We start from the raw sequence: 21549 nt of genomic DNA, 5'->3' as shown, positions 1-21549 counted from the left end.
CGACAGGCTTCGTTGGAAATCCGCCCCAACGTCGGCGCGATTCCGCTCGCGGAGCCCTGTTATTTCCGGCTTCCAGGATTTGTTGATCGTTTCCGGCAGGCTGAGCCTGTTACCCCGCGATCAGCACCGTGCTCTCCGGCGACCAGCGCAGCACCACCTCCTGGCCCTCGGCCAGCCGCTCGATGCCGGTGTTCTGGACGATGACCTTCAGCGTCTGGCCGGCGCGCTCGACGAAATAGGTGCTGTTGTTGCCGGCGAAGATGCGCTTTGAGACCTGTCCCCTAAGCATGTTGGCATTGGCCGCATCCGTTGTGCCGGCGTCGGTGGCGATGTGGATGCGTTCGGGCCGCACGGCGCAGCTGGCCCTGGCGCCGGCAGCGAGCCTTGCGCCCGCACCGGCAGCGATCGCCGTGCCGTCAGGCAAGCGAATGCCGATGCCGGTGGTATCGCCACGAAAGATGTTGGCGTCGCCGAGGAAGGTGGCGGCGAACTCGCTCTTCGGGCTGTCGTAGATCTCCTCGGGCGGACCTTCCTGCACCAGCCTGCCGTCGCGCAATATGCCGATGCGGTCGCTCATCGTCAGCGCCTCTTCCTGGTCGTGGGTGACGAAGATGGTGGTGATGCCGATCTCGCGCTGGATGCGCTTGAGCTCGATCTGCATGTCGACACGCAGCGCCTTGTCGAGCGCGCCCAGCGGCTCGTCGAGCAAAAGCACACGCGGTTTCGTGACGATAGCGCGCGCCAGTGCAACACGCTGGCGCTGGCCACCGGACAATTGGTGCGGCCGGCGGCCGCCGAGCTTGCCGAGCTGCACGAGATCGAGCGCGCGCTGCACTTCGCTGGCAATCACCGTCTTGGCCTCGCCGCGCACCGACAGGCCGAAGGCGACATTGTCGGCGACACTCATATTGGGAAACAGCGCATAGTTCTGGAACACCATGCCGATGCGCCGCTTTTCGACCGGAACCCGCTCGACGCCTTCGCCGCCGATGAAGATGCGGCCTGAATCGGGAAAGTCGAAGCCGGCGATCTGGCGCAGTAGCGTGGTCTTGCCGCTGCCCGATGGCCCGAGCAGCGCATAGAAGCCACCATCGGCGAAATCGATGGAGACATCGTCCAATGCTTTGTGCGCCCCGAAACTGCGCGACACGTTCGACACCTGAACGCCGGCCATTATTTCTCTCCGCCGAATTTGAAGAACCGCGCCGTAAGCAGCATCAGCGCCATCGACACGACGATGATGATGGTCGAGACCGCGTTGATCTCGGGCGTGAAACCCTTGCGGATCGCGGCGTAGATCTCGACCGGCAGCGTCGTCTGTCCCGGCGTCGACAGGAAGTACGACACCACGAACTGGTCGAACGAGACGGCGAAGGCGAACAGTCCGCCGGCGATGACGCCGGGCATGATCCACGGCAGCGTCACGCGCCGCGTCACTTGCCACTGGTTGGCGCCGAGCGAGCGCGCCGCCTCCTCCAGTTCCGGCGCAAAAGTCTGCAACCGGGCCGACACCACGACGATGACATAGGGCAGCGCCAAGGCGACATGGCCGAGCAGAATCGCATGCAGCCCGCGACCGATGCCGACGCCGAAGAAGAAGATCAGCATCGCCGTGCCGGTGATCAGCCACGGAATGGCGATCGGCGGAAACAGCAGCGCCTGCAGGAATTTCTTGCCGCGAAACTCATATCGATAAAGCGCCAGCGACGCAGCCGAGCCGAGCACGGTGCAGATGATAGTGGTGATGACGGCGATCTCGACGCTGTTCCAGGTGGCTGCGATCAGCTGGTCGTTCTGCCACAGCGACGTGTACCACTCCGTCGTCCACTCGAACGGCAATTGGTAGAAGGGCGAGACGTTGAACGACATCAGCGCCATGATGATGATGGGCAGATAGAGGAAAGCGAGCAGCAGCCAGATGTAGATGCGGCCGAGCCATTCCAGGATACGCGTCGTCGCCATCACGCAGCCCTCCTGAGCACCGGCGAGGCCACCGCCAGGATGACCAGAACCACGGCCAGCAGGATAAAGGACAAGGCCGCACCCAATGGCCAGTTGAACACGGCGACGAACTGGTCCTCAATGACCGTGCCGTAGAACGTGCCGGTGCGACCGCCAAGGATGCGTGGCTCCATGAACGAACCGACGACAGGCACGAAGATCAGTGCCGCGCCCGCCACCAGCCCCGGCATGGACAGCGGAATGATGATGCGTTTCAGCACCTGCAGCCGCGAAGCCCCGAGTGAGCGCCCGGCCTCGATCAGTGAGTCGTCGATCGCCTGCAGCGTGAGATAACAAGTCAACACCATGTAGGGCACATAGGAATGCACCAGCCCGATGATCACAGCTGGGTAGGAATACATCAGGTCGATGTTGATCTTGAACGGCAGCACGGCGTTGAGCGCCGTATCGAGGATGCCACCCTCGCGCAGCACCATGGCCCAGGAGAAGATGCGCACCAGTCCGTTCGACCAGAACGGCAGGATAACCAGCAGGAAGATCGCCTCGCGGCTGCGCCCCTTGAGCACCTTGGCCAGCACATAGGCCGCGGGGTAGCCGATGACCACGCACCACAGCGTCACCTCGAGGCCGAGCCTGAGCGAGGCCAGCAGCAGCGTGAGATAGAGGTCTTGCGAGAAGAAGGCGGCATAGTTGTCGAGCGTGAATGCCCACGCCTTCCCCGACAGCGGCAGCTCGGTCATGAAGGAGAAGAAGACCATGGCCGACAGCGGCAGGAAGATCGCCACCGTCAGCCACAGATAGGCTGGGAGGAGCAGAGGCAGAGCCGATCTCAGTCCACTGCGCGAACCGATCGCAACCTGTTCAGCCATGATGTCCCTCCTCCCAGAAAGACGTTTGCTAGAGCCGATTTCATCCCGATGGTATCGGGATGGGGCTCTGTCTCAGTGTTTGAGCATGATCTTTTCCGAAAACCGGATTCCACTTTTCGGGATCATGCTTTAGTCGCGTCGAGTTATTTCACGTCGACCTTGAGTTGCTGCCACAGCGCCAGATAGGCCTCGCGCTGTTTGTCGGTAACCGGCGCCTGGAACTGGATGCGCTTGGCAACTTCCGGGTCGCCCATCACCTTGCGGTTGAAAGCGTCTTCCGGAAGAGCTGCGACCGCCTTGGTGTTGGCCGAGACCGGGGCGCCGACCTTGGTGACCCATTCGACGTAGAAGGTCGGGTCGATCATGTAGTTGATGAAGGCTTCGGCGCCGGCGACATTCTTGGAACCGGCCGGAATGGAAAAGGCATCGAGCCAGCCGACGGCGCCTTCCTGCGGAATGACCAGCGAGACCGGCAGCTTGAATTGCGTCTTGGCGCGGTCGGCCGAACCACTCCAATAGGTGCCGATGTCGATCTGGTTGGAGGCCACCATCTGGTTCCAGTCGTTCTCCGAGCTCCAGAACGTCTTGATTTGCGGCATTAGCGAGGTCAGCTTCGTCTTGACCGCATCCATATCCTTGATGTCGTTGATGTTCTGGCCGGTGGCGATAGCGCCGAACTGCACCGCTTCGACGGCGTCGTCGCGAATGACCACGCGGCCCTTGTGCGCCTCGTTCCACATTTCGGTGATGCTGGTCGGCGGCGTCTCGAAGGATTTCTCGTTGATGGCAAGCGCCGTCAGACCCCACACCCACGGCACGCCATAGACCTTGCCGTCATGGTCGAGCATTGGCGAGCCTGACTTGTCCGGGCTGATGTCGGCGTAGTTCGGCAGCTTCGACACGTCGATCGGCTGGATCAGCTTTTCCGCCATCGCCTGGTCGTTGAAGGCGGCGTTGATCATGACGACGTCGTAGAGACCGGGATTGGTCCTCAGCTTGGTCAGCATCTCCTGTTCGGAATTGAAGAAGTCGTTGACGACCTTGTTGCCGGTCGCCTTCTCGAAGGCTGCGATGGCCCACGGCTCGTCGGCGCCATAGCCCTTCCAGTTGAGCACATGCACCTCGTCGGCCCTGGCGGCAAACGCAAGTGCGGAAGTGAAGACGGCTGTCGCCGTCAAGAGAGCAGTCAGTTCAGGCATGCGCATGGTTTTGTTCCTCTCTTTGTTTGCCCGGTTTCCGGGCTTGTCAGGCAGTTAGACTGTGGCCTTCTGGTTCCAGCCCTGCGCGCTCTGCGCATGGCTCAGGAATGTCTGGATCTCTTGGCCGGTCGGTGCCGACGAGCCGCCATGGCGTGTCACCGATAGTGCGGCCGCCGCATTGGCGTATCGCGCCGCCTCGAATGTCGGCACGCCGCGCGACAGCGCGCTGACGAAAGCGCCGATATGGGTGTCGCCGGCGCCGTTGGTGTCGATGGCGGTGACCTCGAAACCGGGAATGGTTTGAGCGGTGCCGTCGGCCAGCCGCACGAAGCAGCCCTTTGCCCCCGCGCGGATGACCACGCCCGCAGCATCAGGGCAATGGTCGGCCAACAACCGCGCCGCGACGGTCTCGACATTGCCCGGACCGGCGATCTCGGCCGCTTCGCTCGTGTTGCAGCTCAGCCATGTCGTGCGGGCCAGCACCCGCGAAAGGATGGGGCGCTGAATGTCCGAAATGACCGGCGTCGGGTCGAAGACGAAGGGAATGTTTGCCGGCAGCGCCTCGATCCAGTCGGTGAGCGCGTCGCGGCTGCCGGGATAGCTGAGCGTGTAGCCGGAGGTGAAAACGAGGTCGTCAGTCGTGACCGACACCGGTTCCATCATATCAAGGCTGAGGATGCTCTCGGCGCCGGGCCATGAGACGAAGGTGCGTTCGGCATCGCTGCTGATCATGGCGACGCAATTGCCACTGTCCATCAACGGCGATGGCGGCGTCAGCGTCTCGATTCCTTCCGCAGCGAAGGCGGCGCGCAAAAAGTCGCCATTCGGTCCGCTACCCAGCTGGCCGCCGAACACGACCTGCATGCCGGTGCGGCTGGCCGCCACCATCATGTTGAAGCCGCCACCGGCGACCTGGGCAAAACTCGACGCGGTCTTCTCAGTGCCGGGCGACGGCAAGGCGTCGATACGGTAGACGTAGTCGACCACGGCGCTGCCGATATGGACGAGGCGCCCGCTCATGCCGCCGCGTCCTTGCCGGTCTTCGCCAGCCGCGGCGCGATGAGATCGCTGGCCAGCGCACGAACCTCCGATATGTCGATGCCCTTGAGCCTTGCGATATGCTGTTGCGGCAGGCGTGAGAAGCCAATGCAGGCGCCGGCCATGCCGGCAGCGATGGCACCGATCGTGTCGGTGTCGCCGCCGAGATTGGTGCTGATGACGGCCGCTTGCCACGGGTCGCCACTGGCGATTTCCAATACTGCGAAGGCCGCCGGAACCGATTCCTGGCTGGCGACGCCGGTGCCGACGAGATCGACGATCAGCCTGACACCGTCGGTGACGGACTTGCCGCGGACGAGGCCTCTCGCCCACTCGATGCGCGCAGCAATATCGCCGCCAGTGGTCCAGTGACCGAGGGCCCCGCCGCGCTTCGCCGCCAGGACGGCTTGGTCCGAAGCAGCCCGCCAGTCGCCGCCGGCAACGCCGCAACTGACGGCAGCGGCAACAGCGGCCGCCGAAGCGATGGCGATCGAGGTGTTGTGCGTGGCACGGCAGGTTTCCGCCACCTTGGCGATCAGCACATCGAGCGGCTCCAGCGGCATCATGATGCCGACCGGCGCGATGCGCATGGCCGCGCCATTGGTGTCGCCGCCGCTTCCCGCCTCCTCGGCCGGCACGCCGTCATTGATGGCGTCGATGGCGCGCTTGGTCGATGGTCCCAGGAGATCGTAGCTGCCACGCGCCTTGACGTCGCGCTCCCAGTCGAGCAGCGCGTTGACCCAGCGCCTATGGTCGAAGCGGTCACCAGACTCGACGAGAATGCGGCCGAGCAGCAGCGCCTGTTCTGTGTCGTCGGTGATAGTGCCGGCAGCCATGCCTTTCGACACCGGATGGTCGGCGACCGGGGCGACGAAATCCTCGACACGACCGTAGAGTTCGGCGATGCGCGCCGGCGACAAAAGCTGCGTCGGCATGCCTAGGGCGTCGCCGATCGCCCCGCCGATGAGTGCGCCCATCGCCCGGTCGATCATCGCGGCGGAAGCGGTGTCCGACATCCCTAGAATTCCATATGCAGCGCGAAATGCGCCGGGTTGAGCAGGCTGGTGACATACTCGATCGGCCGTCCGTCGGCGGCGCGCGTCAGCCTGCGGCCGCGCAGGAAAGGCGTGCCCAGCGGACAGGACAAGATCTCGGCGTCCTCGGCATTCAGCATCTCGATTTCGACCCACTCCTCGCCGTGGTCCGGCACGAGCCCGGCGTCGCGCAGCGTCTGGTGCAAGGACCCTTCGCGCAGGCCGCGCAGCGGCACATCTTCCAATTCCGGTGACAGCGGTAGACGGCTGCGCTCGATGGAGATGGCATGGCCGTCATCGGCGTTGGTTCGCACCCGGTCGACGGCGATGAAAAACGGGCTTTCGATGCCTAGCCGCGCGGCGAGATCGGCATCCTCTATGACCTCGAGCCGCAGGGTGCGCGTCTGGGCGTTGGCGCCGGCATTGGCCAGTGCGCGCGACCAGCCGATGCTGTCGTCGACCGGCATGCCGTCGAAGGTGACGAAGGAACCGATGCCGACCTTGGTGGTGATCAGCCCGCGGCTGGACAGTTCTTCAAGGCCCTTACGGACTGTGTTGCGGCTGACGGAAAAGCGCTGGACGAGTTCGTTCTCGCTCTGCAGGCGGTCGCCGAAGCCGAGCACGCCGGAACGGATTTCCTGCTCGAGAACGGTCGCGATCTGTTCGGGCTTACCCGTTCCGGGAGACAACAGAGCCGCACGACGCTTCATATTGATACCTGTTCAATATACCTGTTCAGTCCTGTTCAATAGCTGAGATCCGCAGTGACGTCAATTGCGAGCTGCTTCGCCCCTCCCCGGAGCCTTCGGTCACGGTCGTCGCCTACAAGTTTAAAGTTGACTGATGTAATCATGTTTTAATATGTAGCTTGACCCCGGTGCATCAACAGCGGCGACGGAACAAGGCAAGGGCCGGACCTTCAAGGCGGCCCTGATCGGCAGGATCGGAGGCTGAGAGTGGGAGAGGCATTGGTGAGCGAACTGGCCTGCGAGGCGCGCCTGAATCTGCGGCATCTGCCCGACTACATGGACCGTATCAGCGACAGGCTGCAAAGCTTCGAGGCCGATGCCGAGCAAGACGGGCAGCGGCTCGACTTCCGCTTCGCCTTCGGCCGCGCCTCCTTCGACATGGACCGGCTGGTGATGCGGGCCAATGCCGCCGACCGCGACGGCCTCGCCCGCATCAAGGACCTGCTCGCCACCGCCGTCGAGGTCTATGCCAGGGACGAAAACCCCGAGATCGTCTGGACCGGCGATCTTGCCGACGAGACCCGCCTCGCCCAGTTTCGCGAGATGGTGGTGACCCATGTCACAGACCTGACCCGGCATATGCGCCGCATCCGCCTCGCCGGCGAAGATCTCACGCGCTTCGCGAAATTCGGCGGCATGCACATCCGCATGCTGTTCCCGACCAAGCAGGTGCCCGATCCGCTCTGGCCGGTGCTCGGCAGCAACGGCTTGCCGGTCTGGCCGTCGGATGACAGGCGCCCGGTGGCGCGCGTCTACACCATCCGCAAGCTGGACGTGGACAAGGGCTTTGTCGACGTCGATTTCCTCATCCATCCCGGCGACAGCGTCGGTTCCGCCTGGGCCATGCAGGCTGCGTCAGGTATGAAAATCGGCATCATGGGCCCGGTCGGCCGCCCGGTGCGGCAGGCATCATGGTATCTGATGGGCGCCGACGAAACCGGCCTGCCGGCACTGGCGCGGCTGCTCGAAACATTACCCGCCGAGACCAAAGGCGTTGCGTTCGTCGAGATCGCCGACGATGCCGAACGGCAGCCCATCGACAACGCCACCGGCATCGAGCTGCACTGGCTGGTGAGAGACGGCGTGCCGGCAGGCGAAGACGGCCGGCTGGCCGATGCCGTGCGCTCTGTGGCATGGCCGCAGACTGGTTCTGCCTTCGGCTGGTTCGCCGCGGAAGCAGCCGCCGCCAAGATCGTTCGCGAACACTGGCGTGGTAGTTTGGCGCTCGGCCGCGACGAGACGCTGGCAGCAGCCTATTGGCGACGCGGCGCGGCGGGACTGATGGCCGGTTGATCTGTTCTGGCAGAGCCCGTCAAACGAAGAAGAAATCCTCGATGCGCCGTTTCGCGCCGAGCAGAGCAGGCAATATTTCCCTCTCCATTTCTGCTATCGAAAAGCGCGCCGACTGGGTCGAAACATTGATCGCCGCCACGGTTCCTCCGGTACGGTCGGTGATCGGCACGGCGATCGAGCGCAGGCCGAGTTCCAGTTCTTCGTCGACGATGGCGAAGCCATCCGCCCTTGCCTTGGCGATGGCTGCGGCAAGCGATCGCCTGTCGGTGATCGTCTTCGGCGTTCGTCTCTCGATCTTGGCCTGGCCGAGAAATGCTTCCAACTCGTCGGGCGCGAGACCTGAAAGCAGAATGCGTCCCATCGAAGTGCAATGCGCCGGCAGCCTTGTTCCGACATCGAGTGACACGCTGAGGATGCGCCGACCCGGAACACGCGCGACATAGACGACGTCTTCACCGGACAGCACTGCAGCCGAACAGGCTTCGTTCAGAAGTGCTGCAACCTCGCGCATGACGGGTGCTGCGAACGTCCACAGCGAGGCGCCGCCGAGCCAGGTACGGGCGACAGTCAGCAAACGTGGCGACAGCGAAAACAGCCGTCCGGATTGCGTCGCATAGCCGGTGGCCGCCAGCGTCAGCAGGAACCGGCGGGCGCCGGCGCGGGTCAGCCCCGCCTCTTCCGCCATTTCGGTCAGCGTCATGCCAGCGGGATGCCTGGCCAGTATTTCCATGACCGCAAGCCCGCGTTCGAGCGAGCCGACATGGTCACGCGAAGTGCCCTCTTCGTCCATTTAGCCTCCGGAAAATCATGGTCTCAGCATTGACTCGACGTCAAAGCTCGGCATAGAAGTATCTCATACAAAACATATGTTCGCAATACGAACTTTTTTGGACGCTGGAGTTCCTGCGATGGTCAAATTCCTGCCGCTCAGCCAGGCCGTGGCCGAGAATTTGCATGATGGCGATACGGTTGCCTTCGAGGGCTTCACCCATCTCATCCCGACGGCGGCGGTGCATGAAGCGATCCGGCAGGGGTTTCGCGACCTGACGCTGATCCGCATGACCCCCGACCTGATCTACGACCAGATGATCGGCATGGGCATGGCCAGGAAAATGATCTTCTCCTATGTCGGCAATCCCGGTGTCGGACTGTTGCGGCGCGCCCGCGACGCCATCGAGAACAGCTTTCCGCGCAAGATCGAGATCGAGGAACATAGCCATGCCGGCATGGCCAATGCCTATGAGGCGGGTGCTGCCGGCCTGCCTTGCGCCGTGTTCCGCGGCTATCGCGGCGCCGGCCTGGCGGCGGTCAACCCGAACATCAAATCGATCACCTGTCCGTTCACCGGCGAGGTGCTCGCCGCCATTCCTGCCATCCGTCCCGACGTCACCTTCATCCATGCCCAGAAGGCCGACAGGAAAGGCAACGTGCTGGTCGAAGGCATCATCGGCATCCAGAAGGAAGCTGTTCTTGCCGCCAGGCGTGCCGTGGTGACGGTCGAGGAAGTGGTCGACAGTTTCGAAGACCTGCATCCCAATTTGACCGTGCTGCCGAGCTGGACAGTCACCGCCATATCGGTCGTGCCGGGCGGCTCGCATCCATCCTATGCGCATGGCTACTATATCAGGGACAATGCCGCCTATCTCGAATGGGACGAAATCGCCGCCGACCGCGACAGGTTTCAAGAGTGGATCCAGAAGAACGTCTTCGACAAGACGGCGGAAGATTTCGCCGCCCGCGTCGAGCATCTGAGGACAGCGGCATGAGCGACGGTCAAACCCTGGGTTTCACCCCCAACGAGATGATGACGATCGCAGCCAGCCGGGCGCTGAAGAACGACGATGTCTGCTTCGTCGGCATCGGTGCGCCGTCTGCCGCCTGCAATGTCGCGCGGCTGACACACGCGCCCGACATCACGCTGATCTATGAAAGCGGGACCATCGGCACCGCGCCCGATGTGCTGCCGCTGTCGATCGGCGACGGCGATCTCTGCGACACTGCCGTCACCACCGTCTCGGTGCCGGAAATGTTCCGCTACTGGCTGCAAGGCGGCCGCATCTCGATCGGCTTCCTCGGCGCTGCCCAGCTCGACAAGTTCGGCAACATCAACACCACGGTCATCGGCGACTATTTTGCGCCCAAGACCCGGCTGCCGGGTGGCGGCGGTGCTCCGGAGATCGCCACCTCGTCGAAGGAAATCTACATCACCATGGCGCAGACGAAGCGCGGCATGGTCGAAAAGATCGACTTCTTCACCTCGTTCGGCCATGGCGAAGGCGGCGATCATCGAAAACGCCTCGGCATCGACACGGCAGGCCCGACGCTGCTGATCACCGACCTCGCCATCTGGAAGCCTGATCCGGCGACCAAGGAATTCACCGTGGTGTCGCTGCATCCCGGCGTGTCCCGCGAGCAGGTGCAGGCGACCTGCGGTTGGACGGTGAAATTCGCCGGCACGCTTGACGAAACACCAGTGCCGAGCGAACTCGAGTTGAAGACGCTGCGCGACCTGCAGGCTCGCACCAAGGCGGCGCATGAGGGAACCCGAAAAGAGAAAGCTGCATAGATGGCCGAGGCCTATATCTGCGACTACATCCGCACGCCGATCGGCCGCTTCGGCGGTTCGTTGTCCTCGGTGCGGGCCGACGACCTCGGTGCCGTACCGCTGAGGGCGCTGGTCGAGCGCAATCCCGGCATCGACTGGGCGGCGATCGACGACGTCGTCTATGGCTGCGCCAACCAGGCCGGCGAGGACAACCGCAATGTGGCGCGCATGTCCCTGCTGCTGGCCGGCCTGCCCAAGGATGTCTCCGGCTCGACCGTCAATCGCCTGTGCGGCTCCGGCATGGATGCCATTATCATCGCCGCACGCGCCATCAAATCCGGCGAAGCGGAGCTGATGATTGCCGGCGGCGTCGAATCGATGAGCCGCGCGCCTTTCGTCATGCCGAAAGCCGACACCGCCTTCTCGCGCAACGCCGAAATCTATGACACCACCATCGGCTGGCGTTTCGTCAACCCGCTGATGAAGAAGCAGTATGGCGTCGATTCGATGCCGGAAACCGGCGAGAACGTCGCCGAGGATTTTTCCGTCTCGCGCGCCGACCAGGATGCCTTTGCCGTGCGCAGCCAGGACAAGGCTGTCGCCGCCCAAGCCAATGGCCGGCTGGCGAAGGAGATCACCCCGGTGACGATCCCGCAACGCAAGGGCGATCCCGTTGTCGTCTCCAAAGATGAGCATCCGCGCGCCGGCACCACGGTCGAGTCCCTGGCGAAATTGCCGACGCCCTTCCGGCAGGGCGGCACCGTCACCGCCGGCAATGCCTCAGGCGTCAATGACGGTGCGGCGGCCCTCATCGTCGCCTCGGAGGCTGCCGTGAAGAAATACGGCCTGACGCCGATCGCCCGCATCCTCGGTGGTGCGGCGGCCGGCGTGGCGCCACGCATCATGGGCATCGGCCCGGCGCCGGCGACGAAAAAACTGTGCGCGCGGCTCGGCCTGACACCGCAACAGTTCGATGTCATCGAGCTCAACGAAGCCTTTGCCTCCCAGGGCATCGCCGTGCTTCGCCAACTCGGCATTGCCGAGGACGCGGAGCACGTCAACCCGAATGGCGGCGCCATCGCGCTCGGCCATCCACTCGGCATGTCGGGCGCGCGCATCACCGGCACGGCAGCACTGGAGCTTCGCGAACGCAGCGCCAGATACGCACTCGCCACCATGTGCATCGGCGTCGGCCAGGGCATCGCGGTGGCGCTCGAGCGCGTCTAGTGCATGTCGCCCAAAAGTGTGCAGCGGTTTTTGGACAACGACATGCACAAAAACAAAGACTGAAAGTTTTCGCGGTAAAACGCCGTCGTTTCAGTGAAGTCCGCCCACGCCGAGCAGGCGCTCGACCACCTCCGGCTGGCCGGCAAGCTCTGCCGGCGTGCCGGACCAGGCAATCCGGCCACGCTCGAGAATGATCGCATGATCAGCGAAGTCGAGCGCGCTCTGGATGCGCTGCTCCACCAGGATCACCGTCATCTCACCACCAGACGCCAGTTTCGAAAAGACCGCCATCAATTCCTCGCAGATAACCGGCGCCAGCCCCTCCAGTGGTTCGTCGAGCAGAAGCACGCTCGGTCGGCCCAAAATGGTTCGTGCCGTGGACAGCATCTGCTGCTCGCCGCCCGAAAGCTGTGAGCCGAGATTCCTGCGCCGCTCCTTGAGGCGTGGAAACATCTGATAGGCCTCGTCTATTGCCGACCGTTCCCTGTCCTTCAACCCGACGAACAGGTTTTCCTCGACCGTCAGCGACGCAAAGATGCAGCGCGCCTGGGGCACGTATCCGAGCCCGCTTCTTGCGCGAGACGAGCTTTCCAGATGGGTGATCTCCGTACCGCCTAGCTTGATCGCGCCGCCATAGCGCCTGGTCTGTCCGGCGATGGTGGCAAGCAGGGTCGTCTTGCCCATGCCATTGCGTCCAAGCACGGCAAGCCGCGAACCGGCCGGCACGGAGAAGCTGACGTTCTCCAGGATCCGAGTCGGGCCATAGCCAGCGCAGAGGCCGGCGACGTCAAGCAGCGCTGCGGTCATTGGCATAATTTCCCAGATAGACCTCGCGAACACGGGCGTCTTTCGTCACATCCTGCGGCGAACCGTCGAAGATGACGGCGCCGGCGGCAAGGACGATGACGCGTTTGGCGAAGCGGAAGACGAGGTCCATGTCGTGCTCGATCATCAATACGGCGAGATCGGACGGCAGGCCGGCAAGTGCCGCTTCTATGCGCGGCGTGTCGCTTTGCGGAACCCCAGCCGCCGGCTCGTCAAGCAACAGCACTTTCGGCTTGAGGGCCAATGCCAACGCGATCTCCAGAAGGCGCTGCTGGCCATAGGCGATCTCGCTGACCTTGCGGGTCTCGACTGGAATGAGGCCGAGCGTATCGAAAAGCGCGCGGATCTCCTCCATCACTTCGGGCATGGCCTGGAAATGGCCAAAAACGCGGCCCGACCGTCCGGTTCGCTGCAGGATCGCCAGCGCGACATGCTCTTGCGGCGTCATGTCGGAAAACAGCCGCGTGACCTGGAAGGACCGCACCAAACCCTGACGGACGCGGCGGATCGGGTCGAGCGCGGTCACGTCCGATCCGGCGAGCATGACCTTGCCTGAATCGGGGGCAAGATGTCCGACCACGAGATTGACGAAAGTGGTCTTGCCCGCGCCGTTGGGTCCGATCAGCGCGACGCGATCGCCGGGCTCCATCGCGATCGAGACGTCCTGCGTGACGGCCAGCCCGCCAAAAGATTTTCGCAGGCGCTCGACTTGAAAGACCGGGCTCATCGACGCCGCTCCCGCATGCGATCAAAGACGAAAGCGGCGGTGCCAAACAGGCCACGCGGCGCAAACAGCACCACCGCGATCAGCAACGTGCCGACCATCGTCAGCCAGTGGAATGGATTGGCGGCCGAAACGACATCCTCGAACCACATGAAGGCGGCGGTTCCGAGCAAGGCGCCGTAAAGCGAACCCGTGCCGCCGAGCACGAGCATGACCAGCGCCTCGGCGGAGGTTGTGAAGCTCAAACTGTCGAGCCCGACCACTTGCGTGGAGATGGCGTTGAGTGCACCGCCGACGCCGGCCACCGCGCCGGAGATGACATACATCTTGACCAGAGTGCCGCGCACCGAGGCGCCCATCGCGCGTACCCGCACCGGATCTTCCCTGATGCCGCGGCAGAGCATGCCGAAGGGCGAACGGACCAGAATGCGCAGCAGGATGAAGACGATGACGAGCAGCACCACGCCGAAACCGTAGGCAGTGCGCCCCCAGAGGTCGAAAGCGAACAGGCCAAACAGCGGATCGGGCGAAATGCCGGCCAGGCCGTCGCTGCCCCCGGTATAGGTCGAGGCCTTGTTGGCCGCCTCGTGGAAGAGATGGATGACGGCGATCGAGAGCACGAGCTGCGACAGGCCGTGTCCGCGCAGGATGACAGCGCCTGAGAGCAAACCTGCCGCCGCGCCGCCGATGGCGCCGACAACGACCATCGCCATCGGATCGCTGATGTCCCAGTGGGCGGCGGCCATGCCGGCCGCATAGGCGCCGGCGCCGAAGAGTGCAGCATGCCCGAGCGTGGCAACGCCGCAAAAACCAGTCACCAGATCGAGCGAAAGCACCAGCAGCGCGACTGCCAGAATGCGCGTCAGCAGCGCCAGATTGTTCGGGAACAGCAAATAGCCGATGGCGGCGATGCCCAGGATGACTGCGATGCCGGTCAAATCCCGCAACCAGTTCGAGCTCCGGGCAGCAGGCCGCACAGCGGATTGCGTGTCGACCACCGCCATCATTTCGCCCTTCCAAGCAAGCCGCGCGGGAATATCCAGACGATCGCGATCACCGCCAGATAGAAGAAGAATTCGCCGTATTCGGGAACGAGATAGCGGCCGGTCGTATCGATGCCGCCAAGCACGAGGCATGCCAGCAGCGCACCGGGAATCGAGCCGGCACCGCCGATCGACACCACGACCAGAAACGTCACCATGTAGCGCAGCGCGTAGTAAGGTTCTATGGGCAGCAGTTCCGCCCCGACAATGCCGCCGAACGCCGCCAGCCCGACCGCAATCGCAAAGCTGACCGCATAGATGATCCTGGTTCTAACGCCGAGGGCGGCGGCCATGGCCGCATTGTCGACGGAGGCTCTGACCTTGACGCCGAAGGGCGTCTTTTCGATCAGGAACCACAAGGCAGCGGCAACGACGCCGCCGCAGGCGATGGCAAACAGCCTGTGCGCGGCGATGGAACGGAAGCCGAGGTCGATCGGGCCGCGCAGCGTCTCGGGCAGCGGTATCGTCTTTAGCGTGGGCCCGAAAACGTAGTTCGCAATGCCGATCACGCAGAAAGTAATGCCGATCGTCATCAGCACCTGCGTCAGTTCCGGCGCGCCGTAGATGCGGCGATAGAGAAGCCGTTCTATGGGGATCGCGATGACGATCGTGCCAACAACGGCGATCAGGATCGCGACGCCATAGCCGACGCCGAGATCGCTTGCCGCATAGGAGGCAATGTAGCCGCCGATCATGGCGAAAGCGCCATGCGCGAGATTGACGACGCGCATCAACCCCATGGTCACGGAGAGGCCGATCGAGATGACGAACAGCACCATGCCATAGGCAAGCGCGTCGACTGCAACGCTGAAAATGGTCTGCATGGTCCTGCCCGGTAATCGCGCGAAAACCGTCTTTCGGACGATGGTGGCGGAAAGCCTACTTCAGAGCCGCCAGACCCGGATCGGTCTGCTTCTCGAAAGTCGCGATTTCCTTGTTGTAGTAGGTCCCGTCCTCGGCTTTGACGACTTCGCGCAGATAGATGTTCTGCGTGATGTGGCGGCTCTCCGCATCGATCGACACTGGACCGCGTGGGCTTTCCCAGGCCAGACCCTTGACCGCGTCGACGGCTTTCTGGGCGTCCTGCTTGCCGCCTGTGGCCTCGATCATCTTGTAGATGACATGCATGCCGTCATAGGCGCCGACCGCGGGGAAGGACAGTTCAGCGGGATTGCCGATGGCTTTGCGTGCGGCCTCCACGAATGTCTTGTTTTCGGGCGAGTCGTGCGAAACCGCATAATGGAAGGTGGTGGTGAGGCCGATCGCTGCATCGCCGAGCGCCGGCAGGTCGGATTCCTGGGTCAGATCGCCCGGCGCCAGAAACTGGATCCCGGCCTCCTTCAACCCGTTCTCGTTGTAGGCTTTGACGAAGCCAAGCGTCGTTGGACCCGAGGGCAGGAAGGCGAATACGGCCTCCGCGCCGGAATCCTTTACGCGCTGCATGATTGGGCTGAAATCATTGGTCGACAGCGGCATGCGGATCGAATCGACGACCGCGCCACCCGCTGCTTCGAACGTCTTCTTGAAGGCGGTCTCGGAATCGACGCCCGGACCATAGTCGCTGACCACGGTGATGACCTTCTTGACGCCGCGTTCGGAGGCGACTTTCGCCATCGGCGCCGAAGTCTGCCACAGCGTGAACGAGGTGCGCACGACGAGCGGGCTTTTCGTGACGATCGCCGAGGTGGCGGCGTTCATGATGACCAGCGGTACATTGGCCTGTTCGAGCAGTGGCGTGACCGCCATCGCGTCAGGCGTGAAGTAGAAGCCGGTGAGATATTGAACGCCTTCCCTGACGACGAGTTCCTGCGCCAGGGCCTTCGCCTGCGCCGGGTCAGGCGTCGGCACGTCGCGATAGATGATCTCGATGTCGTCGTCGCCGACCTTGCTGCCGTTGAGCGCCATATAGGCGTCGATCCCGGCCTTGAAATTCTTGCCCTGGATGGCGAATGGACCGGAAAATGGCCCGACGACGCCGACCTTGATCGTGTCGGCATAGGCTGAGCCGCAAAGCGCGAGGGCCGCCGTCGCGGCCAAGAGAAGCGTTTTCATGTTTCCTCCACCAGAAGCGGCCGGCTCAACCTCCCGGGCCGCGCCATACCAAGCCGCATTGCTTTTAGTCTCATCTGCAAACGGTTATGTAAAATGAAAAGAAACGCGGGATTGCTAACCAATAGGCTACGTACCAGAGGTCGATAGCGAAACCAGTTCAGTAGGGCAGGCCGACATAGTTCTCGGCGAGTGCGGTCGACGCGGCCTGCGAATGCACGAGATAGTCGAGTTCTGCTTCCTGGATCCGTTGGCCGAATTCGCCGGTGTCGGGAAAGCGGTGCAGCATCGTCGTCATCCACCAGGAAAAACGCACGGCCTTCCAGACCCGCGCCAGCGCCTTGGCTGAATAGGCATCGAGCCCTGCCTGTGACCTCTCCAGATAGAATTCGCGAAGCCCGGCAAAGAGATAGCGCACGTCACTGGCAGCGAGGTTGAGACCCTTGGCCCCGGTCGGCGGTACGATGTGGGCGGCATCCCCCACAAGAAACAACCTGCCGAAACGCAGCGGCTCGGCAACGAAAGACCGCAGCGGCGCGATCGATTTTTCGAAGGATGGCCCGGAGACCACCGAGGCGGCCGTCTGCGGCGGCAAGCGGCGGCGCAGTTCGTCCCAGAAGCGGTCGTCCGACCACGCCTCGACATGATCGTCGAGCGTACATTGCACATAGTAGCGGCTGCGGTGCGTCGATCGCATCGAGCAAAGGGCGAAGCCCCTATTGTGATTGGCGTAGACCAGTTCGTGATCGGCCGGCGGCACTTCGGCAAGTACGCCGAGCCAGCCGAACGGGTACTGGCGCTCGAATGTCTTGATCGCGCCCTCGGGCACCGATTTGCGGCTGACGCCATGATAGCCGTCGCAGCCGGCAATAAAGTCGCAATCGATGCGATGGGTGGCGCCGTCCTTCTCATAGGTGACGAAGGGAGATGCGCCGTCGAAGCCGTGCAGCGCGACATCAGACGCCTCGTAGACGGTGACGAGCCCCGCCGCTTCGCGCTTGTCCATCAGATCATGCGTCACTTCGGTCTGGCCATAGACGGTGACGTGCCTGCCGCCGGTCAATGCCGTCAGGTCGATGCGATGCAGGCGGCCGTCGAAGGCGAGCGAGATGCCGGCATGCGGCAGCCCCTCTGCGTGAAGCCTTGCTGCCGCACCCGCCTGCTCAAGCAATTCGACAGTGCCTTGCTCAAGCACGCCAGCGCGCACGCGGCCAAGCACATGCTCGCGGCTCGACCGCTCGAGGATGACCGTCTCGACGCCGATGCCGGCCAGTAGCTGCCCGAGCAGCAGGCCGGACGGTCCCGAACCAATGATAACAACCTGCGTGCGCATTCAGTGTCCCAGATTTTCGATCTGCGCGGCCAGTTCGGCGGCGAGCCGTAGCGAGGCGGCCGTCGCCACGACCATCTGCGGCAGCAGCAGCCATTCGAGCGTCCAGGCCGCGCCCGAGCGCTCCTGCTCATGCAGCACGGCCTGATGCATGCCGGAGAGCTGCGTGGCATTGAAGCGGGCAAGCGCCACCAGCGCCTCGGCCTTTACCGGATTGCGCTTGTGCGGCATGGCCGACGAGCCGCCGCTGCCGGAAAGTTCGATCTCCGTGCCGCCTTGCGCCATCAGCGCGATGTCTTGCCCGAACTTGCCGAGACTGCCGGTCACCAATGACAGCCAACCGGCGAAGTCTGCCAGCGTATCGCGCTGGCTATGCCATTGCGGTGCATCGCCAAGGCCAAGCCTGGTGGCGAGCGTCGCGCGGACGACGTCCCCTTTCTTGCCAAGCTTCTCCAGTGTGCCGGCGGCACCACCGAACTGCACGACGAGCAGACGCGGGGATTGTTCCGACAGTCTTTGCTGGTGCCGTTGCAGCGGCACACGCCACGCCTTGACGCGATCCGACACCTTGATCGGGATCGCCGGCTGCATGCGTGTCATTCCGGTCAGCGCCCTGCCCCCGAAGCGCTCGTCGAGCGCTGCAAACCGCACGATGTTTTCAGTCAAAAGCAGATCGAGATGTTCGATGACCCGTTTCAGCCGAAGCACCAGTGCGGTGTCGATCACATCCTGGCTGGTAGCGCCGAAATGAATGTTCTGGCTATGCGGCTCGCCGACCGCAGCCCGGATCTGGCGCACCAGCTCAGGAACCATGACTCCGTCCTTCGCTACGGCGGCCCGAAGCCTGGCCGTATCCGGCCTGAACGAGGAAAGGGTCGATAGGATCGCCGCCGCCGCGTCCTTGGCGATCAGCCCGTTTTCGGCCTCCGCTTCCGCCAACGCGCGTTCAAAGGCCAGCATCGCGGCAATCTCCGCATCGACGGAAAAATGTCGTGCGGCTTCCTCGTCGCCGAGAAGGCTGGAAAGCAGCGGATGGTCGAAGGGCGATACGGTCATGTCTGTGCCGGTCAGCTGTCGAAGAAGACCGTCTCCTTGTCGCCCTGGAGGTGGACGTCGAAGACGTAAGCGTCGCCCTCGCGCTCGGCGACCAGCGTCGGCACACGAACGCGGTGTTCGATGCGCGCCAGGATCGGGTCCTCGGCATTGGCCTTGGCCTCGTCGGAAAAATAAAGCCGCGTGTGCAGACCGATATTGATGCCGCGGGCGACAATCCAGAGGCTGATATGCGGCGCCATCAGGCGCCCATCCCTGAACGGCACGCGGCCAGGCTTGATCGTTTCGAACAGGCACAGGCCGGTGTCCATGTCGGTCGGGCAGCGGCCCCAGCCGAAAAAGTTCGGATCGGCAGCGCCGCGCATTTCGGCCGGCGAATTGTAGAGACCGTCCGCATCCGCTTGCCAGATCTCGATCAGCGCGTCCCTGAGCGGCGTGTCGGTGCCGTCCAGCACCCGAATGCGCAGGCTGATCCGCTCGCCCCTGGTCTTCTCGTTGACCAACGCAGCGCCTAGATCGCTGGCGTAGACGCCACCGATGCCGCAGAAATTCGGCGTCAGCCCGATATGCACATAAGGTCCGGCGGTCTGCGAGGGACTTTCCCTGAGCCGGCCGAGCGACTGCGCCATCAATTGCCCTCCGGCCTGTTTTCAAACAGCGTCGAGCGCCGTCCGCGCAGCACGATGTCGAACTTGTAGGCGCGCGCGTCCATCGGGACCGTCGCCTGCATGTCGAGCATGGCAATCAGCGCTTCTACGGCCGCCTTGTCGGCAATGCCGCGCACGATCGGGCATCTCCAGATCAGCGGGTCGCCTTCGAAATACATCTGCGTGATCAGCCGCTGCGCGAAGCCGTGGCCGAACACCGAGAAGTGGATGTGCGCGGGGCGCCAGTCATTGGGGCCATTCGGCCAGGGATAGGGCCCGGGCCTGACCGTGCGAAAGGCATAGCTGCCGTCCTCGCCGGTGATGGAGCGGCCGCAGCCGCCGAAATTCGGATCGAGCGCCGCCAGATAGCCGTCCTTCTTGTGGCGGTAGCGGCCACCGGCATTGGCCTGCCAGAATTCGAGCAGCACACCGGGAACGCCCAAGCCGCGCTCGTCGAGCACCCGTCCGTAGACGATGATGCGCTCGCCGATGGCGCTCTCGCCCGGCTTGGCGAAATTGTGGATCAGGTCGTCATCCAGTTCACCGAGCATGGCGTGGCCGAACACCGGACCTGATATCTCCGACAGCGTGTTGTCGAATGACAGCAGCGCCTTCTGCGGCGAGCGCAGCACCGAACTCTTGTAGCCCGGCGTCAATGCCGGCGGATGCCATGTCCGGTCGCGCTGGAAGAAGGCGCCGGTTTCCGGCGTCCGATTGGAGCCGGACTCAGCGGGCCTGGACATTCTTGCTTCCGTCCATTTCCGAAAACACCTCCTTGGCGATCTTGAAGGCGCGGTTGGCCGCCGGCACGCCGGCATAGATCGCGACATGCAAGAACGCTTCGCAGATATCGTCGCGCGAGGCGCCGGTGTTGGCGGTGGCGCGCACATGCATGGCGACCTCCTCATCATGGCCGAGTGCGGCCAGCAGCGCCAGCGTGACGATCGAGCGCTCGCGCTTGGACAAGCCAGGTCGCGCCCATACGGTTCCCCAGGCCGCCTCGGTAATCAGTTGCTGGAAAGGCTGGTCGAAATCGGTCGCAGCAACCTCGGCCCGATCGACATGCGGATCGCCAAGTACGGACCGCCTGACCGCCAGTCCGGTCCGATATCTGTCTGCGTTGCCGGGGGCCTTATCCATGGGTTTCTGCTCCGTGAGGAAGCGACGCGACAAAATCGCGGATCAGGGCGGTGAGCGCCTCGGGCTGCTCGACGCAAGGAATGTGTCCGGCGCTGCGGATGATCTCGAAGCGCGCACCAGGAATAAGGTCGGCCAGTGAGCGGACGAGATCGGGTGGCGTCGAACCATCCTGGTCGCCGACCACGCAAAGCGTGGGCACGGCTATGCGACGGGCGATGTCGGTAAAATCCGCGTCACTAAGCGCTGCGCAGGTCCCGACATAACCGGCGAGCGCTTGCCTGGTCAGCATGTTGCGATAGCCGGCAAGCTCGGCCGAACGTGCGGAATGGAAGGCCGGCGTGAACCAAATTGCGAGTATAGCTTCGGTCACAGCCTGGATGCCCTTGCGCTCAACCGCTTCGATGCGCGCCTTCCAACTGTCGGCCGTACCGATCTTGTGGACCGTATCGCACAGGATCAGGGCTTCGACGATTTCGGGACGCCGCGCATACATCCCTTGCGCGATCACGCCACCGACTGACAGACCGCACAGAACGACCTTGCGGTATCCGAAATGATCGATGAGGCCTGACAAATCGTCGACGTGATCGTCGATCGAGCGGATGCCGTTGCCAATATCGGAGAGCCCGTGACCGCGCTTGTCGTAGAAGAGCATGGGCATTTCCGCGCTCAATTCAGATGAAACCGCATCCCAGATCCGGAAGTCGGTGCCGAGCGAATTGATGAACACGATGGGGCGCGCATTGCCGCTCGCCTGGATGTGGCGATGGTGCAGCGTGATGCCGCCAATTTTGACGAATGGCACGATTTCAATCCTCCATC

Annotated in this window: 23 protein-coding genes; 4 read left to right on the top strand and 19 right to left on the bottom strand. The window is 63.4% G+C overall.

The genetic code is table 11. From position 1 onward, the window contains the following. Nucleotides 1-109 precede the first annotated feature (109 nt). From LHFGNBLO_RS18710 to LHFGNBLO_RS18680, 7 genes are all read right to left on the bottom strand, one after another. Nucleotides 110-1174: an ABC transporter ATP-binding protein gene (locus LHFGNBLO_RS18710; RefSeq protein WP_258600657.1), complete on the bottom strand. Its 1065-nt coding sequence runs from the start codon at nt 1172-1174 to the stop codon at nt 110-112. Continuing rightward, the gene (locus tag LHFGNBLO_RS18705; protein ID WP_258600655.1) at nt 1174-1962 is read right to left on the bottom strand and encodes an ABC transporter permease; all 789 of its coding nucleotides are present in this window, start codon (nt 1960-1962) and stop codon (nt 1174-1176) included. The genes LHFGNBLO_RS18710 and LHFGNBLO_RS18705 overlap by 1 nt, the downstream gene beginning before the upstream one ends. Next, nucleotides 1962-2831: an ABC transporter permease gene (locus LHFGNBLO_RS18700; RefSeq protein WP_258600654.1), complete on the bottom strand. Its 870-nt coding sequence runs from the start codon at nt 2829-2831 to the stop codon at nt 1962-1964. Before LHFGNBLO_RS18700 ends, LHFGNBLO_RS18705 begins: the two co-directional genes overlap by 1 nt. Nucleotides 2832-2974: 143 nt before the next feature. Further along, nucleotides 2975-4036, bottom strand: coding sequence for an ABC transporter substrate-binding protein (locus tag LHFGNBLO_RS18695; protein ID WP_258600653.1), 1062 nt, complete (start codon nt 4034-4036; stop codon nt 2975-2977). Between the two features lie 48 nt (nt 4037-4084). Continuing rightward, nucleotides 4085-5050, bottom strand: a complete 966-nt coding sequence (locus LHFGNBLO_RS18690; protein WP_258600652.1) for a PfkB family carbohydrate kinase — start codon at nt 5048-5050, stop codon at nt 4085-4087. Beyond that, nucleotides 5047-6084: an ADP-ribosylglycohydrolase family protein gene (locus tag LHFGNBLO_RS18685; protein ID WP_258600651.1), complete on the bottom strand. Its 1038-nt coding sequence runs from the start codon at nt 6082-6084 to the stop codon at nt 5047-5049. The genes LHFGNBLO_RS18690 and LHFGNBLO_RS18685 overlap by 4 nt, the downstream gene beginning before the upstream one ends. Nucleotides 6085-6086: 2 nt before the next feature. Beyond that, nucleotides 6087-6812, bottom strand: coding sequence for a GntR family transcriptional regulator (locus tag LHFGNBLO_RS18680; RefSeq protein WP_258600647.1), 726 nt, complete (start codon nt 6810-6812; stop codon nt 6087-6089). Between the two features lie 261 nt (nt 6813-7073). On the opposite strand from LHFGNBLO_RS18680, the gene LHFGNBLO_RS18675 reads away from it, so the two are divergent. Then, nucleotides 7074-8144: a siderophore-interacting protein gene (locus LHFGNBLO_RS18675; RefSeq protein WP_258600645.1), complete on the top strand. Its 1071-nt coding sequence runs from the start codon at nt 7074-7076 to the stop codon at nt 8142-8144. Nucleotides 8145-8163: 19 nt separating this feature from the next. Here the strand turns inward: LHFGNBLO_RS18675 and LHFGNBLO_RS18670 are convergent, their stop codons facing one another. Continuing rightward, the gene (locus LHFGNBLO_RS18670; RefSeq protein WP_258600643.1) at nt 8164-8934 is read right to left on the bottom strand and encodes an IclR family transcriptional regulator C-terminal domain-containing protein; all 771 of its coding nucleotides are present in this window, start codon (nt 8932-8934) and stop codon (nt 8164-8166) included. A gap of 118 nt (nt 8935-9052) precedes the next feature. Between LHFGNBLO_RS18670 and LHFGNBLO_RS18665 the strand changes: the two genes are divergently transcribed. The 3 genes from LHFGNBLO_RS18665 to pcaF are packed head-to-tail and all read left to right on the top strand — an operon-like array spanning nt 9053 to nt 11916. Beyond that, nucleotides 9053-9910 carry a CoA transferase subunit A gene (locus LHFGNBLO_RS18665; protein ID WP_258600641.1) on the top strand — a complete coding sequence of 286 codons (858 nt, stop codon included), beginning with the start codon at nt 9053-9055 and terminating at the stop codon, nt 9908-9910. Continuing rightward, nucleotides 9907-10710 carry a CoA-transferase subunit beta gene (locus LHFGNBLO_RS18660; protein WP_258600640.1) on the top strand — a complete coding sequence of 268 codons (804 nt, stop codon included), beginning with the start codon at nt 9907-9909 and terminating at the stop codon, nt 10708-10710. Before LHFGNBLO_RS18665 ends, LHFGNBLO_RS18660 begins: the two co-directional genes overlap by 4 nt. Next, nucleotides 10711-11916, top strand: coding sequence for a 3-oxoadipyl-CoA thiolase (gene pcaF, locus LHFGNBLO_RS18655; RefSeq protein ID WP_258600639.1), 1206 nt, complete (start codon nt 10711-10713; stop codon nt 11914-11916). It begins immediately after the preceding gene. Between the two features lie 90 nt (nt 11917-12006). On the opposite strand, the gene LHFGNBLO_RS18650 is transcribed toward pcaF, so the two are convergent. The 11 genes from LHFGNBLO_RS18650 to pcaD all read right to left on the bottom strand — a co-directional run bounded on the left by LHFGNBLO_RS18650 (nt 12007) and on the right by pcaD (nt 21532). Continuing rightward, the gene (locus tag LHFGNBLO_RS18650; protein ID WP_258600638.1) at nt 12007-12723 is read right to left on the bottom strand and encodes an ABC transporter ATP-binding protein; all 717 of its coding nucleotides are present in this window, start codon (nt 12721-12723) and stop codon (nt 12007-12009) included. Further along, the gene (locus LHFGNBLO_RS18645; protein WP_258600636.1) at nt 12704-13468 is read right to left on the bottom strand and encodes an ABC transporter ATP-binding protein; all 765 of its coding nucleotides are present in this window, start codon (nt 13466-13468) and stop codon (nt 12704-12706) included. The genes LHFGNBLO_RS18650 and LHFGNBLO_RS18645 overlap by 20 nt, the downstream gene beginning before the upstream one ends. After that, nucleotides 13465-14469, bottom strand: coding sequence for a branched-chain amino acid ABC transporter permease (locus LHFGNBLO_RS18640; RefSeq protein WP_258609805.1), 1005 nt, complete (start codon nt 14467-14469; stop codon nt 13465-13467). The genes LHFGNBLO_RS18645 and LHFGNBLO_RS18640 overlap by 4 nt, the downstream gene beginning before the upstream one ends. Further along, entirely contained in the window at nt 14469-15332 is an 864-nt protein-coding gene (locus LHFGNBLO_RS18635; protein WP_258600635.1) for a branched-chain amino acid ABC transporter permease, read from the bottom strand. The genes LHFGNBLO_RS18640 and LHFGNBLO_RS18635 overlap by 1 nt, the downstream gene beginning before the upstream one ends. Before the next feature lie 55 nt (nt 15333-15387). Further along, on the bottom strand, nt 15388-16560 hold the full coding sequence (locus tag LHFGNBLO_RS18630; RefSeq protein WP_258600633.1) for an ABC transporter substrate-binding protein: 1173 nt from the start codon (nt 16558-16560) through the stop codon (nt 15388-15390). 157 nt (nt 16561-16717) lie between these two features. Beyond that, entirely contained in the window at nt 16718-17890 is a 1173-nt protein-coding gene (gene pobA, locus LHFGNBLO_RS18625; RefSeq protein WP_258600632.1) for a 4-hydroxybenzoate 3-monooxygenase, read from the bottom strand. After that, nucleotides 17891-18943, bottom strand: a complete 1053-nt coding sequence (locus LHFGNBLO_RS18620) for a 3-carboxy-cis,cis-muconate cycloisomerase (RefSeq protein WP_258600630.1) — start codon at nt 18941-18943, stop codon at nt 17891-17893. An 11-nt stretch (nt 18944-18954) separates the two neighbouring features. Continuing rightward, nucleotides 18955-19569 (bottom strand): protocatechuate 3,4-dioxygenase subunit alpha, encoded by a 615-nt coding sequence (pcaG, locus tag LHFGNBLO_RS18615; RefSeq protein ID WP_258600629.1) that lies wholly within the window; start codon nt 19567-19569, stop codon nt 18955-18957. After that, nucleotides 19569-20330, bottom strand: a complete 762-nt coding sequence (pcaH, locus tag LHFGNBLO_RS18610; protein WP_258600628.1) for a protocatechuate 3,4-dioxygenase subunit beta — start codon at nt 20328-20330, stop codon at nt 19569-19571. Before pcaH ends, pcaG begins: the two co-directional genes overlap by 1 nt. After that, the gene (pcaC, locus tag LHFGNBLO_RS18605) at nt 20314-20727 is read right to left on the bottom strand and encodes a 4-carboxymuconolactone decarboxylase (RefSeq protein ID WP_258600626.1); all 414 of its coding nucleotides are present in this window, start codon (nt 20725-20727) and stop codon (nt 20314-20316) included. Before pcaC ends, pcaH begins: the two co-directional genes overlap by 17 nt. Further along, nucleotides 20720-21532 carry a 3-oxoadipate enol-lactonase gene (gene pcaD / locus LHFGNBLO_RS18600; RefSeq protein WP_258600625.1) on the bottom strand — a complete coding sequence of 271 codons (813 nt, stop codon included), beginning with the start codon at nt 21530-21532 and terminating at the stop codon, nt 20720-20722. Before pcaD ends, pcaC begins: the two co-directional genes overlap by 8 nt. Nucleotides 21533-21549 lie beyond the last annotated feature (17 nt).

The organism is Mesorhizobium sp. AR10 (assembly GCF_024746795.1).
Taxonomy (GTDB): domain Bacteria; phylum Pseudomonadota; class Alphaproteobacteria; order Rhizobiales; family Rhizobiaceae; genus Mesorhizobium.
The sequence above is the reverse complement of the archived record's forward strand: the minus strand, read 5'-3'. Positions and strand labels throughout refer to the sequence as shown.